Origin of the sequence: Rhizobium sp. Leaf453 (assembly GCF_001425605.1) — a bacterium.
In the GTDB taxonomy this organism is placed as follows: domain Bacteria; phylum Pseudomonadota; class Alphaproteobacteria; order Rhizobiales; family Rhizobiaceae; genus Pararhizobium.
Window position 1 is genome coordinate 37374 of record NZ_LMRG01000011.1, and the last position, 14785, is coordinate 52158.

Below are 14785 nucleotides of genomic sequence, written 5' to 3' on the forward strand. Positions count from 1 at the left end.
CAGAGAAACCGGAATTGCAGGTAAAAACCACCGAGACGGGACACATCGCGTGTCATTTACTTACCAACTCAATCAGGCACTCGATGTGTCCCGGCCGAGTTCTCACTTCAAACCACGGGCGAAACACGCCGCGTGAAGGCGCACGGCTGTCCCCCGATCACCCATGGAGCAGACCATGCCGAAACTCGATCTGACCGACTATGAAAAGCGCATCGCCGCCGATCACGAACGCCAGTGCCGCTGCGTCCAGACCATGCACGGAATCTGGCAGCATTGCCCGGTTCGCAAATGCCGCCGCGACCGCGCCTGCACCGGCGAGATGCTGGTCTCTGCCCATCAGGACCGCAAGGTCCGGATCCAGCGGGAACTCGGCCTCTCCGGCAAGGCCTGCGCAAAACTGCCGCAATGTATCGCGACCGCAGACGCAAAAACCTTCGCCGCTTACTCCAGGCGCCTCGACAATCTCAACAGATACCTGATCGCCCATCCCGACGAGACCCTGCGAACGTACGACCGCTATCTGAAAGGGCGCCAGCCGCCCCGCGACACAGCGAACCCTTGACTTTCGCGCCCGATCGTCCGACTTCAAAAGCGACAGTCCCGAGGAGTTCCGGCCATGAGCGAACAAGCCCGCACCACCATCGATCAGACCGAGGTCGACCGCTTTTCCGCGATGGCTGCCGAGTGGTGGGATCCCAAGGGCAAGTTCCGCCCGTTGCACAAGTTCAATCCGGTCCGGCTCACCTATATCCGTGACCGCGTCTCGGAGAATTTCGGCCGTGACGCCAAGGCGCAGCAACCGCTGACGGGCCTGCGTTTCCTCGATATCGGCTGCGGCGGCGGGCTCTTGTCCGAACCGATGGCCCGCATGGGCGCCGATGTCGTCGGTGCAGATGCATCGGAAAAGAATATCATGATCGCCAAAACCCATGCGAGCGGCAGCGGCGTCCCGGTCGATTACCGCGCCGTCACGGCAGAATCGCTTGCCGAGGCCGGCGAGACCTTCGACGTCGTCCTCAACATGGAAGTCGTCGAGCATGTCGCGGATGTCGAGTTCTTCATGTCCACCTGCGCCTCCATGGTGCGCCCCGGCGGCATGATGTTCGTCGCCACCATCAACCGCACGGTCAAGGCCGCCGCCCTTGCCATCTTCGCCGCCGAAAACGTGCTGCGCTGGCTGCCGCGCGGCACGCATCAATACGAAAAGCTGGTCCGCCCGGAAGAACTGGAAAAGCCGATCACGGCCAGCGGCATGTCGGTCACCGACCGCACCGGCGTCTTCTTCAACCCGCTCGCAAACCAGTGGAACCTGTCGAAGGACATGGACGTCAACTACATGATCGTCGCCAAACGGCCGGCCTGATCATTTCGACGGGGAGAATGCCGATGAAACCTCCATCCTTCAGCATTTTCCCGATCAAGCAGCCACCGCCGGAACCTCTGACCTATATCGGCATCTGCGAAGCCTCCGCCGCCGTTGCCCTCGACGACGACCATTTCGTCGTTGCCAGCGATGAGACCAATACGTTTCAGCTCTATCGCCGCGGCCAGCGCAATTCACTGGGCCCGATCAAATTCCGCAAATTCATCGGCCAGCCGAAATCGGATATCGAGGCCGCTGCCCGCATCGGCGACCGGGTCTACTGGATCAGTTCCTTTTCCCGTCCCGGCGGTAACGGCAATGCGAAAGACCGATCGGTCCTCGTCGCCTCCCGCATTGTCCATACGATCGACGGCCCCACCCTCGTCGCGACCGGAGAGCCGTTCCTCAAGCTGCGCCGTCATCTGAAGCGGGAACTGGACATCAAGGGCCGCGACATCAATATCGAGGGCCTTGCTGGCTCGCCGGAAGGCGACCTGCTAATCGGTTTCCGTGCGCCGCTGAAGGACGGCAAGGCTTATGTGCTGCGCCTGAAGAACCCGATCGGCGTTACCGAGCTTGGTCGGCAACCGATTTTCGGAGACCTGCACCTCATCGACCTCAAGGGCAACGGCATCCGCAGCATCGACTGGACCGGCCTGAACCCGCCCGTCTACTTCATCCTCGCCGGTACCTCCCCGAACGGGGACGAGGAAATCGACCGGAACGGCAAGTTCTCGCTCCACCACTGGGACGGGAAGGCTGCCGACACAATCCAGCTGCCTCTTGAGCTACCCGGTGATTTCACTGCCGAAGCCCTCATCCCCTATCCGGAAGAGCGCATCGTCCAGATCCTCAGCGACGACCGTGGCGAAAGGAATGAAACCGACCTCAAGAAGAAGAAGCGCCGGTTTCGGAGCGTGGAGATGCGTTACTGAAAATCTCGCAGTTTCGCCTTTCTTTGTCGGTCAATCGCAGCCATATTAGACAGATGACAGAACTCCTCGAAAAAGCGGTCGCCACCGCACGAAACCTGCCCCCGGAAATGCAGGACGATATCGCCCGCATCATGCTGTCTTATGCAGGTGATGACGAGCGGGTCATCGAATTGTCGCCGGAAGAGGAAGGCGATCTCATCGAAGCCCAGAAAGAGATGGTACGAGGGGAATTCGCTACGGACGACGAGGTTCGAACCGTCTTGACCAAATACCGCCTGTGAAGCTGCGGTACGGGAAACATGCGCTTCAGCAGATCGATGAGGCGCTGGGCCATATTGCGAAACGTTCGCCTCAGGGAGCCGCTAAGGTTGCCGCCCGCATATCAGTTGTCTTGGCGCTTCTGCAAAGTCATCCCCATACCGGCGTCAGAACGAGCCTCCCTCGTGTACGCCGCATCTTCCTGATACCGTATCCCTACCTGATCGATTATCACGCTGGCGATGACGAAATCGTTGTCTTGCGATTCCGTCATACGGCGCGTCGCCCCGTGCGCTGAACAACACGGCGTCACCCAATCATCCCCGCCCCTCGCCCCAATGCTACACTTTCAGCGAAAGCACATGCGCCAGAAGGTCCTGTTGCCCTTCCCGGTTGCTTTCCGCCAGCTGCCGGACCTTTTCCCGGTCGATGGCATAGGCTTCGCCAGTCGCGGTGAAGGGTTCCTTGAACGTGAAGGCTTTTGGCGACGGTCCGTGATCGTGGAGATATTCCAGCCGCTCGACGCCATCGGACCAGTCGGGCAGACGAGGCGCATCCACCCACCAGAGAACGAGCGGTGGCCAGTTCGGCTTGATATTCCAGTTGCGGGCATGCTTCAGCGCATCGGCATGGACACCGTTATAGGCAAAGGCCATCAGCGATTCGATATCGGCCCACAATGAAAGTGACGATGGCCCGCTGTCGAAACCGCTGCCGTCGATGAAGCGGGGAAAGACCTGCCGGCCCCAGCTGCGCGGCCCCGGAACGCCGCGATAGCCGGACCGGCCGACAAAGCCGGCGGCGCGCTTGGCAGCCTCGAAATTGGCGGGTTCCCGGGAAACAAAGCCCTCGACGCGGGGATCACCGTCGGAGCCGACATGCAGGCCGAAATTGTACATGGCCAGACGCGCACCTGTCGGAGGTGATCCGGCGGCCGCCATGTCAGTTCACATCATCCGGCAGGACCGGCAGCGGCGCGATCTCGATGCCCTCGTCTAGAAGTTCGCGGGCCTCTTCCACCGTCGCCTGGCCGATCAGCCCGCGCTGCTCCGCCTCACCGTAGTGAATCTTGCGTGCCTCTTCCGGAAACTTGGTGCCGACATCCTCAGCATTCTCGCGGATCGAGGTCACCAGCTCGCGGATCTTGGAAACGGCCTCCTTGCGGGCCTGGTCCATCATCAACACCTTGGCCGCGTCCTTCTTGCGGGCGGTGGAGACCGAAGGCGCCATCAGTTCCTTGCCGATGGAGACAGAGCCGCAGGCCGGACAGGAAACGAGCCCGAGATCCGCCTGGCGATCGAAATCGGTGCTCGAGGAAAACCATCCTTCGAAGGAATGGCCGTTGTCACAGGCAAGCGTGTATTTGATCAAGCGGCCACGTCCCCGGAAGCATCCGGCGACACCTCCTCCAGTGAGAATGCCCGGCCATTCTTTAGGTTCGGAATCTTCGCGCGCGCCGCCGCAACGGCGGCGACATCGATATCGGCGGTCACGACACCCTCGCCGGTCCCGCCGGCGGATGCCAGCAAAACACCCCAGGGATCGACGATCATCGAATGGCCGAAGGTTTCACGACCATCCTCATGCAAGCCGGCCTGCGCGGCGGCGATAACGAACATGCCGTTCTCGATGGCGCGTGCCCTGAGCAGGATTTCCCAATGAGCCTCGCCGGTCTGGCGCGTAAAGGCCGCCGGGATCGACATGACCTGCACCCCGGCCGTAGCCTGCGCGCGGAAGAGTTCGGGGAAACGGACGTCGTAGCAGATGGCACAGCCGAGCTTGGCGAACGGCAGGTTGACAAGCTTTGCGGTGCCGCCCGGTGTATAGGCGGCGCTTTCCCGCCAGCTCTCGCCATTGTCGAGATCGACATCGAACATGTGGATCTTGTCGTAATGGCTGATCTTACGGCCATCGGGACCGAACAGGAAACCGCGATTAGCGATTTTGCCGTCAGCCAGACCAATCGCCGTCGAGCCGACATGCAGGTGGATGCCGAGCTCGGCCGCAAGACCGGAGGCGGTGGCGACGATCAGGTCGGACCCCTCGTCGCGCAAGGCCGCCCGCATCGCCGCGCGGTCACGCTGCAGGGCGCCGGTCATTTCCGGCGTCTGCACATAGGTGGCACCCTGCCCCGCCGCCTCGCGCACCAGCCGCGCCATGGCCTCGGCATTGCGGGCAACATCAACGCCCGAGCACATCTGGACCGCGGCGGCCTTGAACGTCATCAGAAGCGTCTCCTTATGCGGCGAGCATGTCGTCCAGCTTGCCGGCACGCTCCAGCGCATGCAGGTCGTCGCAGCCACCGACGTGAATATTGTTGATGAAGATCTGCGGGAAGGTGGTGCCACCGTTCGACCGCTCGATCATCTTCTGGCGAACATCAGGCGCATAGGTCGCGTCATGCTCCTCGAAGGTTACGCCCTTGGTTTCCAGAAGTTTCTTGGCCGCGGAACAATATCCGCAGAACTGACGGGTATAAATAACGACCGAAGCCATAGTCTTGACCTGTTCTCTGGCCGGCCCTGTGCCGGCACGTCTTGAAAGTCATATAAGACCGGACATCGCTCTTGCAAAGGTTAAAACCGTCACATCCGCGGCACCGGCCTTCTTCAGTGCCCGCGTCGCCGCCGAAACCGTGGCTCCTGTCGTGTAGACGTCATCGACGAGAACGATCCGCTTGCCGAACAAAGCCGACTTGCCCGCCTCGGTGACGGCAAAGGCGCCGCGCACATTGTCCTGGCGCTGGGTTGCCCCGAGCCCCACCTGCTGGACCGTGCGTTTGGTGCGGATCAGCGCCGTTGGCAAATAAGGCTTGCCCGCACGCCTCGCGATAGCCCGGGCGAGTTCTGCGGATTGGTTGAACTTGCGGCCCCATAGACGAAATGCATGCAGCGGAATAGGCAGGATGGCATCGCAGGCCGCGACATGGCCGTCGCTGGCCCGGATCATCCAGTCGGCCATCATCACCGCCAGATCGGTTCGATCCCGATATTTCAGGCCGTGGACGAGGGATCGGGCGATGCCGTCATGAATGGCAACGGAACGCAACCGCTCGAACACCGGCGGGTTGGCGATCGCATCGGCGGACAGGATGCCGGCGCCAAGATCATGGGAGAATGGCAGGCCTAGGACTTCGCAATAGGGCCGTTCGATCAGCCGGAGCGTCGCCCAGCAGGAAGGACAGACCCCGCGATGCTGGCCAACCATCCGGCCGCAGCCACTGCAGACCGGCGGATAGACCGCATCCACCGCAGCCGCCATCAGGCCGCGAAAGCTCCCGGTCAGGCCATCGACCACTCGCCGTACCGGATTTTCGGCCCCCTCTGCGCTCATGAGGTTGACTTTACGGCCAGCCGGGTTTCATTGCGATCAGATTTTTGGGCGATCAGAATTTTTGGGAAACCGTGCCGTGGATATCGTTTTCGACCAGACGCTCATCGAAGCCCGCCGCAAGCGGGCCTTGCGCAACAGTGACCCCAAGGCCGAATTTCTGCTCGAAATCGCCGCCCGGGAGCTGGCCGAACGGCTTGATGTCGTCGAGCGCCATTTCGACACCGGCGTCGAACTGCACGGCTATACCGGCGTCGCCGCGCGCTTCATTGCCGAAAGCGGCAAGGTCACGAACATCCAGCGCGTCGAGACGGATGAGGCCTTTGCCTCCGGCGACGTGCCCGTGTCCGCCTCCCCGCTCGAAACCGTACCGCTAGCGCCGGAATCGGTGAACCTGATCCTCTCTCCGCTGTCGCTGCACCTGACCAACGACACACCCGGCGTCTTCATCCAGGTGCGCCGCGCATTGAAACCGGACGGTCTCTTCCTCGCCGCAATCCCCGGCAGCGGCACGTTGCAGGAACTGCGCGAGGTGCTGCTCGCCGCCGAAAGCGAGATGACCGGTGGCGCCAGTCCCCGCGTCATTCCCTTCGCGGATGTCCGCGATATCGGCGCCCTCCTGCAACGCGCCGGCTTCACCCTGCCGGTCGCCGACACCGAAACCTACACGGTACGCTACGCCTCGCTGTTCTCGCTCTTGAAGGATCTGCGGTCGATGGGCATGACCAATCCGCTTGCGGCCCGCAGCCGCAAGCCGTTGACGCGGAAATTCTTCCTGAGGGCGGCAGAACTCTACGCCGAGCGCTTTGGCGATCCCGATGGCCGCATCCGGGCGACCTTCTCGATCATCTATATCTCCGGCTGGGCGCCGCACGAAAGCCAGCAGAAGCCGCTGAAACCGGGATCGGCGAAGCAACGCCTGTCCGATGCGCTGAGCACGCGGGAACTGCCGCTGAAAGATGATAAAAGCTAGGGATCAGTTCGGCGCGGTGGTGATGGCGGTGGTGATCTTGTCCAGAACCGTCACAAGCGAATCTGAGAAGCCGCCAAGGCCGACGATCATGCCAACCGATATGAGGCTGGCCAGAAGGCCGTATTCGACCGCTGTTGCACCCGATTTGACGTTGAGAAAGCGGACCAGTGTCTTCATGGGCTCCCAGCCTGTCCAGCGCAAGCCGCTCCGGCCTGCGCATAAAATCGTTCGGGCCGAGAAACCGGAGCGGGTCGCAAGGATGCGACCCGCCAGACCGAGAGATCAGCAGCCGCTCTTGCTTCCATTGCCGTCGATGATGCAGACGGCGCCGGGCATTTCCTGCAGCACGCTCCGGCGCACGGTATAGCGCTTGGTCGGCGTATTGCTCGGGATCGAGCCCGTCTTGATATTGTCGTAGTCGATCGGCGCGTCGGCGAGCACCTTGTTGTCATTCTTCGAGGACAGCATCGGCGTCAGGATCAACGTCAACGCGATGACGGCGGTACCAAACAACAGCGAAAGATTGAGCGCACCGGTGCGACGGCTCTGGCTCGTCACCAAATCCTTGTCCTGTACCGTTCTCCAAAAATCGTCGTCGACCATCACATGCCTCTTAACAATGCCGGCGCTTCGTTGAAGGCGGTTCGCTCACACCGCCTCAAAATCATGTCACGCCGATACACAAACGGCGCCCGTTACGGGAAACATCCCGAAACACATAGACGCCGACACTGAACTGAGGCTGATCTTGCGGGAGGGTGATAAATGTTTGATTAATAAAATCGGATTTTCCGACCTTTTGGTCAGAGCAGATCCATCAAATAGGGGATAAGCGGCTCGTCCGCCGGCGGCATCGGATAATCCCGCAGCGCCTTGGGCCGAACCCACTTGATCGCCTGGCCTTCGCGGCCATGGGCGGTGCCTTCATAGCGACGGCAGACATAGAGCGGCATCAGCAGATGGAAATCGTCATAGGTGTGGCTGGCAAACGTCAGCGGCGCCAGGCAGGCGACCTTGGTCTGGATGCCCAATTCCTCGTCGAGTTCGCGGATCAGCGTCTCTTCCGGCGTTTCACCGGGCTCGACCTTGCCGCCGGGAAATTCCCAGAGGCCAGCCAGCGACTTGCCCTCGGGGCGCTGCGCCAGAAGGATGCGACCGTCGCTGTCCACAAGCGCACAGGCGGCCACCAGAAGAATTTTCCGACCCTTGCCGTCCATGGTCACGCCTCCGCCCGCCGGTAGCAATAGCGGTAGACATCCTTGAAGCCGAACTTCCGGTAAAGCTGGATCGCCGGCTCGTTGCTGGCCTCGACGGCGAGCCAGGCGGTGCGGGCGCCACGAAGGCGCGCCCAGCGCAGCGAGGCATTGACGATCGATGAGCCGATGCCCTGACGCCGGACGGCATCGGCCACCGCGACCTGCAGGATGCCTGCCAGATCATTGTCATGGACGGCCAGCGACACGGCGATCGGACCATCCTCGGGAGATTCGAACAGGAACAGGCCGCATTCCGGCTTGATCGCGTTGATGATCTCGCTCAGCCCCGCCTTCTCCTGGGCGCTCTCGCCACAGATTTGCAGCCGGGCATCAACGAACCGGCCGACATCGCGCAACGGCAGATGTTCGACCGCTTCGGTCGTGTCGTTCGGCGGAATATCGGCCATCATCACGATCGTCTCGGAAAACACCGGCCAGTGGCGTTCATCCATGTAGGCGATCAGTTCCGGCGGCGTCAGCGGCGTCTGGCGCACGGTCAGCGGCCGGCCATAATCGGAAAAGCGCCGAGCGGCCTTCTCCAACCGGATCGCGATATCGCGGCTGTCGGACGGGTCGAGCGGATTGACGGAGTTGAGCCGTTTGGAATCATGCCCCGCCGTCAGCCGGATCAGCCAGCTGCCATCATACTGCACCGATGCCGCCGGCCAGGCGCGGAAGCCCACCGCTTCGAGACGCCGGACATTCGGCAGATCGGCCTTCGAAATCGTATCCTGCACCCGTGTCAGCTCCGGTAGTCGCCGTTGATCTCGACATATTCCTTCGTGAGATCGCAGGTGTAGACCGTGGCCTTGCCGGAGCCGAGACCGATCTCGACACGGATGGCGATGTCCTGTTCCTTCATCACGGCCGTTGCCGCCGCTTCCGAATAGGTCGGGTCGCGTTCACCTTCGACGGCGACGCGCACATCGCCGAACCAGATCGCCAGCCGGTCGCGATCCGCCATCTCGCCGGACTTGCCGACGGCCATCACGACACGGCCCCAATTGGCGTCTTCGCCGGCGACCGCCGTCTTGACCAGCGGCGAATTGGCGATCGACAGGCCGATGCGCTTGGCAGCCGTGTCGCTTTCAGCGCCCTCGACAGTCACGGCAACCATCTTGCGGGCACCTTCACCGTCGCGGACCACCTGCAACGCGAGATCGCGCAGAAGCTCGTTGAGGGCGGCGCGGAAGCCAGACAGTGCCGGGTCGGCCGCATCGGTGACCTTGGACTGGCCGTCGGCTCGCGCGGCACCAGTGGCAAACAGCATCAGCGTGTCGGAGGTCGAGGTGTCGCTGTCGACGGTGACGGAATTGAAGGTCGGGCCGGTACCTTCCGACAAGAGAACTTGCAGCGCCTCCGGCGCGATATCCGCATCGGTCACGACGAAGGACAACATCGTCGCCATATCCGGTGCGATCATGCCGGCACCCTTAGCAATGCCATTGATGATGACGGTAACGCCACCGATTTCGGCGGTGCGGGTCGATACCTTCGGATAGGTATCGGTGGTCATGATCGCCTTGGCGGCCTCGAACCAGAAATCGCCCTTCGCATCCGTGGTCATGTCCTTGAGGACGCCGGCAAATTTGGTTGCATCCAGCGGCTCGCCGATAACGCCGGTCGAGGCAAGGAAGACTTCGCCGGTCGAGCAGCCGACCGCCTCGGAGGCGGACTGCGCCGTCAGTTCGGTCGCTGCCTTGCCCTTCTTGCCGGTAAAAGCGTTGGCATTGCCGGAATTGACGACAACGGCACGGGCAATACCGCCGGCGAGGTTCTGGCGGCAGAAATCGACGGGAGCCGAGGGGCAACGCGAGCGGGTGAAGACACCGGCAACGGCGGCCGGTTCGTCGAACACCATCATCAGCACGTCCGTGCGGTTCTTGTACTTGATACCGGCAGCGGCGGTTGCCATGCGTACGCCGCGGACCGGCGGCATGTCGGCGAAGGACTTCGGGGCAAGCGGAGAAACGGAACCGGACATGATCAAAACCTGCTCAAGCGTGACGGCCCGGCCAGCGGGCCAATAAACGAAATCCCGAAGAGCCTGATGCCTCCGGGATGTTCAGTTACACCAGAAAGACGTGACCGCCCGAAGACGAGCGGTCATGTCGCGACACATCAGTTCGCGGTCTCAGCCTTGTTGGCCTCGTCATAGGCCTTCTTCAGCGCGGGGTCGGTGATATCGACGCCGGCTTCCGTCTTGGCCTTGGTCAGGAGGTCGATATACTTGTCGCGCATGACGAGCTGCTTCACCTGTGGCTCGACCTGTTCGAGCGGCGGCGGCGGCTGCATGCGCTTGTCTTCGAGCAGGATGACATGGAAGCCGAACTGGGTCTTCACCGGAACGGCCGTGTACTTGCCCTTCTCCAGCTTGAAGGCTGCTTCCGAGAATTCCGGAACCATGCGGTCCTTGGTGAAGTAGCCGAGATCACCACCCTCGCTCTTGTTCGGATCGGTGGACTTTTCCTTGGCCAGGTCGGCAAAATTCTTGCCGGCATCAAGATCCTTGATCACAGCCTTGGCTTCGTCTTCGGTCTTGACGAGGATGTGGCGAGCCTTGACCTCTTCCTGCGGCGGGATCTTGGCGATCTCGGCATCGTAGCGGGCCTTGACCTCATCAGCCGTCACGGCATCGACGACATGCTTCTTGAAATAGGCATTGTGCAGTTCGCGCTCGGTCAGATAGGCGATGCGCTTCTTGAAGGCTTCGTCGTTCTGCAGGCCTTCCTTGTCGGCGTCCTTGGCAAGCAGCTTGACGTCGATCAGGCCGGAAAGGGCGGCCGCGCGCTTCTGCTCATCGGGAAGCTGGGCCAACTGCGGATCAAGGCCGGTCAGGGCCAGGTCGAGTTCCGACTGGTGGACTTCCGCGCCGCCGACCTTGGCGATGACCGGATCGGCAGCATCCTGCGCGAGCGCCGGACCCTGGGCAGCCATGACGGCGATCACGGCAACCGCCGCCAGCATTTTGTATTTCAACATCCTCGTACCTTCCACGCTGGATATCCGGAACCGTGGTCACGGCCGGCCTGAAACGTTCCCAATCATCAGATTGTGGCCGTTCTGTAGCCTTTGTGCGCCTCAACTCCCGTTGACATAATTCGACCCCCCTCTTATCTGTCACGCAACCTCGCGTCCAGAACAGTTCCGGGCGTTTCATAGTATTTCGCGGATAATCCTCCGCGTTGGCGACATAGAAGAAAGGACCATTCTTATGGTCAGTCTCGGCGGCCTCGCCCGCAAAATCTTCGGCTCCTCGAATGACCGTCGCGTCAAAGGCTACAAGGCCAAGGTCGATGCCATCAACGCGCTGGAGGCACAGACGAAGGCGCTTTCTGATGAGGCGCTGGCAGCCAAGACCGTCGAATTCCGCAAGCAGTTGGCCGATGGCAAGACGCTGGACGACCTTCTCGTCCCGGCTTTCGCCGTTGCTCGCGAAGCCGCGCGCCGTACCCTTGGCCTGCGCCCCTTCGACGTCCAGCTGATCGGCGGCATGATCCTGCACGAGAAGTCGATCGCCGAAATGAAGACCGGTGAAGGCAAGACGCTGGTGGCAACGCTGCCGGTCTACCTCAACGCACTCGCCGGCAAGGGCGTACATGTCGTTACCGTCAACGATTACCTCGCCACGCGCGACAGCGCGACAATGAACCGCATCTATTCCTTCCTCGGCATGACCACCGGCGTTATCGTCCACGGCCTGACCGACGACCAGCGCCGCGCCGCCTATGCCTGCGACGTGACCTACGCGACCAACAACGAACTCGGCTTCGACTATCTGCGCGACAACATGAAGTACGAGCGCGGGCAGATGGTCCAGCGCGGTCACTTCTTTGCGATCGTCGACGAAGTCGACTCGATCCTGGTCGATGAAGCGCGCACGCCGCTGATCATTTCCGGCCCGCTCGACGACCGCTCGGAACTCTACAACACCATCGACCGGTTCATTCCGCTGCTGACGCCGGAAGATTACGAGATCGATGAAAAGCAGCGCTCCGCCAACTTTTCCGAGGATGGTACTGAGAAGCTCGAAAACCTGCTGCGCGAAGCGAACCTGCTGAAGGGCGAAACGCTGTACGACGTCGAGAACGTCGCGATCGTCCACCACGTCAACAACGCCCTGAAGGCCCACAAGCTCTTCCAAAAGGACAAGGACTACATCGTCCGCAACGACGAAATCGTCATCATCGACGAATTCACCGGCCGCATGATGCCGGGCCGCCGTTATTCGGAAGGCCAGCACCAGGCGCTGGAGGCGAAGGAAAAGGTGACCATCCAGCCGGAAAACCAGACGCTGGCTTCTGTCACCTTCCAGAATTATTTCCGCATGTACAAGAAGCTCGGCGGCATGACCGGCACGGCTTCGACGGAAGCCGAGGAATTCGGCAATATCTACGGCCTCGAGGTCGTGGAAGTACCCACCAACCTGCCGATCAAGCGTATCGACGAGGACGACGAGGTCTATCGGACGGCGGAAGAGAAATACAAGGCGATCATCGCCGAGATCAAGGATTCTCAGCAGCGCCAGCAGCCGGTTCTGGTCGGCACGACCTCGATCGAAAAGTCCGAACTTCTGGCAAAAATGCTGGCGGATGCAGGCTTCAAGGATTTCCAGGTCCTGAACGCACGCTATCACGAGCAGGAAGCGTATATCGTTTCGCAAGCTGGTGTGCCCGGTGCAGTCACCATCGCGACGAACATGGCCGGCCGTGGTACCGACATTCAGCTCGGTGGCAACCTCGAGATGCGCATCGCCCGCGAGCTTGGCGAGATGGAACACGGGCCTGAGCGCGACGAGAAGGAAGCTGCAATCAAGGTCGAGGTCCAGCGTCTGAAGGATATCGCGCTTGCCGCTGGCGGTCTCTACGTTCTGGCCACCGAACGTCACGAAAGCCGCCGTATCGACAACCAGCTGCGTGGCCGTTCCGGCCGTCAGGGCGACCCGGGCCGCTCCAAGTTCTTCCTGTCGCTGCAGGACGATCTGATGCGCATCTTCGGTTCCGACCGCATGGATTCGATGCTGCAGAAGCTCGGCCTCAAGGAAGGCGAAGCGATCGTCCATCCCTGGATCAACAAGGCGCTGGAACGCGCCCAGAAGAAGGTTGAAGCTCGCAACTTCGACACACGCAAGAATCTCCTGAAATACGATGACGTGCTGAACGACCAGCGCAAGGTCATCTTCGAGCAGCGCATTGAGATGATGGATGCGACGGATATTTCCGAGACGGTCGCCGACATGCGCCATGAGGTCATCGAGGACATCGTCGCCAAGCGCATTCCGGAAAAGGCCTATGCCGAACAGTGGGATGCGACCGGGCTCAAGACCGACGTCCTCAACTCGCTCAACCTCGACCTGCCGGTTGTCGAATGGGCAGCAGAGGAAGGCATCGACGAAAGCGATATCCGCGAACGCATTACCGCCGAGGCCGACAAGGCCGCCGCCGATCGCGCTGAGCGTTTCGGTCCGGAGATCATGCTCTATGTCGAGCGCTCCGTCGTGCTGCAGACGCTGGATCATCTCTGGCGCGAGCATATCGTCAATCTCGACCACCTGCGCTCCGTGATCGGCTTCCGTGGCTATGCCCAGCGTGATCCGTTGCAGGAATACAAGTCGGAAGCCTTCGAGCTGTTCCAGGCGCTCCTGGCGAACCTGCGCCAGGCCGTGACCGCACAACTGATGCGCGTTGAACTCGTGCGCGAAGCGGCCGAAGCGCCGCAGCCCGCGCCGCCGCAGATGGTCGGTCATCACATCGACCCGGACACGGGCGAGGACGATTTCGCCGAAAGCGTCAACCTGAACTTCGTGGAGCCGGAAAACCGCAATCCGCAGGATCCGTCGAGCTGGGGTAAGGTCTCCCGCAACGAGGCCTGCCCATGCGGCTCGGGCAAGAAGTACAAGCATTGCCACGGCGCCTTCGAGGCGTAAGGGCTGCACGCAAGCGCTTAGCAAACCCTATATCGGAAGGTCCGCAGCAAATACCGGCGGGCCTTCTTGATTAATGCGCGCTGAAACCTCTCCAATGCATCATATCGTTGACCAACATCGAGGGATTTCAGTCAATAGCGTTGCAGTTCTGCGTTGATCGCTTCGCGAAGTTGCTCGACGGTTGGCGTCAGACCGCGGCCACCTGGGGTGAGAAATATACAAGGCAACATCTGCTTTTCCTGAAATCCCGGAAGAAACTCACCCATTAAATCCGCAAGACTTATCGACTTTGGTGTGAAGGATTCCCATTCGCCTATCGCGTTCAGCTCGGCGTATTCTTCCCGCGGCCAAAGCGGAAATGCTGGAACGCCCTCGTCATCTGCAGCCATGGCCCACCCGTCATGATACAATCCCCAAACTAACTCTTGATCCGTCACCACCTTCAAGAAGTGCTCGAAACGCCGTTCCGGTGACAGTGTCAGCACGGCCTGAATTTGTTTCGGGTTTACTTTCATCCACCGACCTCTCGCCCATCCATCCATATATTTTATAGCCAGACTTGAACGCATGGCGAGTGGCAACCGAAATTTGCATCTCGCCAACAATTGGTCGCAGCAAGCGTCGGCCACGCGTCGACGCCCCTTGCCGGTGCGATCACGAAAATATGACGCCTCACAACACAAATCCTCACTCAAGAATTGTTGTTTGAAATGCAATCTCTGTTGGAATCAAACGCTTTTTCGC

Annotated in this window: 19 protein-coding genes; 7 read left to right on the top strand and 12 right to left on the bottom strand. The window is 61.0% G+C overall.

Features of this window, described 5'->3' with window-relative positions; all coding sequences use genetic code 11:
- The first annotated feature begins 175 nt into the window (after positions 1–175).
- Genes ASG68_RS13410 through ASG68_RS30660 form a run of 5 tightly spaced genes read left to right on the top strand, consistent with a single transcriptional unit; the run spans position 176 to position 2854 of the window.
- The gene (locus ASG68_RS13410; RefSeq protein ID WP_156373850.1) at positions 176–562 is read left to right on the top strand and encodes a hypothetical protein; all 387 of its coding nucleotides are present in this window, start codon (positions 176–178) and stop codon (positions 560–562) included.
- Between the two features lie 54 nt (positions 563–616).
- Positions 617–1363 carry a bifunctional 2-polyprenyl-6-hydroxyphenol methylase/3-demethylubiquinol 3-O-methyltransferase UbiG gene (gene ubiG, locus ASG68_RS13415; RefSeq protein ID WP_062581566.1) on the top strand — a complete coding sequence of 249 codons (747 nt, stop codon included), beginning with the start codon at positions 617–619 and terminating at the stop codon, positions 1361–1363.
- A gap of 23 nt (positions 1364–1386) precedes the next feature.
- Entirely contained in the window at positions 1387–2298 is a 912-nt protein-coding gene (locus ASG68_RS13420) for a DUF3616 domain-containing protein (protein WP_062581575.1), read from the top strand.
- A gap of 53 nt (positions 2299–2351) precedes the next feature.
- On the top strand, positions 2352–2579 hold the full coding sequence (locus tag ASG68_RS13425) for a hypothetical protein (protein WP_062581637.1): 228 nt from the start codon (positions 2352–2354) through the stop codon (positions 2577–2579).
- Complete coding sequence (locus ASG68_RS30660) at positions 2576–2854, top strand: type II toxin-antitoxin system RelE/ParE family toxin (RefSeq protein ID WP_082478419.1); 279 nt, start codon at positions 2576–2578, stop codon at positions 2852–2854. The genes ASG68_RS13425 and ASG68_RS30660 overlap by 4 nt, the downstream gene beginning before the upstream one ends.
- Before the next feature lie 43 nt (positions 2855–2897).
- On the opposite strand, the gene ASG68_RS13430 is transcribed toward ASG68_RS30660, so the two are convergent.
- The 5 genes from ASG68_RS13430 to ASG68_RS13450 are packed head-to-tail and all read right to left on the bottom strand — an operon-like array spanning position 2898 to position 5817.
- Positions 2898–3497, bottom strand: a complete 600-nt coding sequence (locus tag ASG68_RS13430) for a DUF3291 domain-containing protein (RefSeq protein WP_244484223.1) — start codon at positions 3495–3497, stop codon at positions 2898–2900.
- Position 3498: 1 nt separating this feature from the next.
- Positions 3499–3927 (bottom strand): DUF1178 family protein, encoded by a 429-nt coding sequence (locus tag ASG68_RS13435; protein ID WP_062581577.1) that lies wholly within the window; start codon positions 3925–3927, stop codon positions 3499–3501.
- A complete protein-coding gene (locus tag ASG68_RS13440) occupies positions 3924–4781 on the bottom strand; it encodes a carbon-nitrogen hydrolase family protein (RefSeq protein WP_062581579.1) in 858 nt (285 codons plus the stop codon). Before ASG68_RS13440 ends, ASG68_RS13435 begins: the two co-directional genes overlap by 4 nt.
- 13 nt (positions 4782–4794) lie before the next feature.
- On the bottom strand, positions 4795–5052 hold the full coding sequence (grxC, locus tag ASG68_RS13445; protein WP_062581581.1) for a glutaredoxin 3: 258 nt from the start codon (positions 5050–5052) through the stop codon (positions 4795–4797).
- Between the two features lie 48 nt (positions 5053–5100).
- Entirely contained in the window at positions 5101–5817 is a 717-nt protein-coding gene (locus ASG68_RS13450; protein ID WP_244484230.1) for a ComF family protein, read from the bottom strand.
- A 148-nt stretch (positions 5818–5965) separates the two neighbouring features.
- Between ASG68_RS13450 and ASG68_RS13455 the strand changes: the two genes are divergently transcribed.
- Complete coding sequence (locus ASG68_RS13455) at positions 5966–6859, top strand: methyltransferase domain-containing protein (RefSeq protein WP_062581584.1); 894 nt, start codon at positions 5966–5968, stop codon at positions 6857–6859.
- Positions 6860–6862: 3 nt separating this feature from the next.
- On the opposite strand, the gene ASG68_RS13460 is transcribed toward ASG68_RS13455, so the two are convergent.
- The 6 genes from ASG68_RS13460 to ASG68_RS13485 form a co-directional block, all read right to left on the bottom strand.
- Entirely contained in the window at positions 6863–7036 is a 174-nt protein-coding gene (locus ASG68_RS13460) for a Flp family type IVb pilin (protein ID WP_062581586.1), read from the bottom strand.
- Positions 7037–7141: 105 nt separating this feature from the next.
- Positions 7142–7462 (bottom strand): hypothetical protein, encoded by a 321-nt coding sequence (locus ASG68_RS13465; protein WP_062581588.1) that lies wholly within the window; start codon positions 7460–7462, stop codon positions 7142–7144.
- A 200-nt stretch (positions 7463–7662) separates the two neighbouring features.
- Complete coding sequence (gene mutT, locus ASG68_RS13470; RefSeq protein WP_062581590.1) at positions 7663–8076, bottom strand: 8-oxo-dGTP diphosphatase MutT; 414 nt, start codon at positions 8074–8076, stop codon at positions 7663–7665.
- Between the two features lie 2 nt (positions 8077–8078).
- The gene (locus ASG68_RS13475) at positions 8079–8852 is read right to left on the bottom strand and encodes a GNAT family N-acetyltransferase (RefSeq protein ID WP_244484224.1); all 774 of its coding nucleotides are present in this window, start codon (positions 8850–8852) and stop codon (positions 8079–8081) included.
- 5 nt (positions 8853–8857) lie between these two features.
- Positions 8858–10099, bottom strand: a complete 1242-nt coding sequence (gene argJ / locus ASG68_RS13480) for a bifunctional glutamate N-acetyltransferase/amino-acid acetyltransferase ArgJ (protein WP_062581644.1) — start codon at positions 10097–10099, stop codon at positions 8858–8860.
- Positions 10100–10236: 137 nt separating this feature from the next.
- Positions 10237–11097 (bottom strand): peptidylprolyl isomerase, encoded by an 861-nt coding sequence (locus tag ASG68_RS13485; RefSeq protein WP_062581592.1) that lies wholly within the window; start codon positions 11095–11097, stop codon positions 10237–10239.
- Positions 11098–11329: 232 nt separating this feature from the next.
- On the opposite strand from ASG68_RS13485, the gene secA reads away from it, so the two are divergent.
- On the top strand, positions 11330–14041 hold the full coding sequence (gene secA / locus ASG68_RS13490; protein WP_062581594.1) for a preprotein translocase subunit SecA: 2712 nt from the start codon (positions 11330–11332) through the stop codon (positions 14039–14041).
- A 131-nt stretch (positions 14042–14172) separates the two neighbouring features.
- On the opposite strand, the gene ASG68_RS13495 is transcribed toward secA, so the two are convergent.
- Positions 14173–14556 carry a DUF2750 domain-containing protein gene (locus ASG68_RS13495; protein ID WP_062581596.1) on the bottom strand — a complete coding sequence of 128 codons (384 nt, stop codon included), beginning with the start codon at positions 14554–14556 and terminating at the stop codon, positions 14173–14175.
- Positions 14557–14785: the final 229 nt, after the last annotated feature.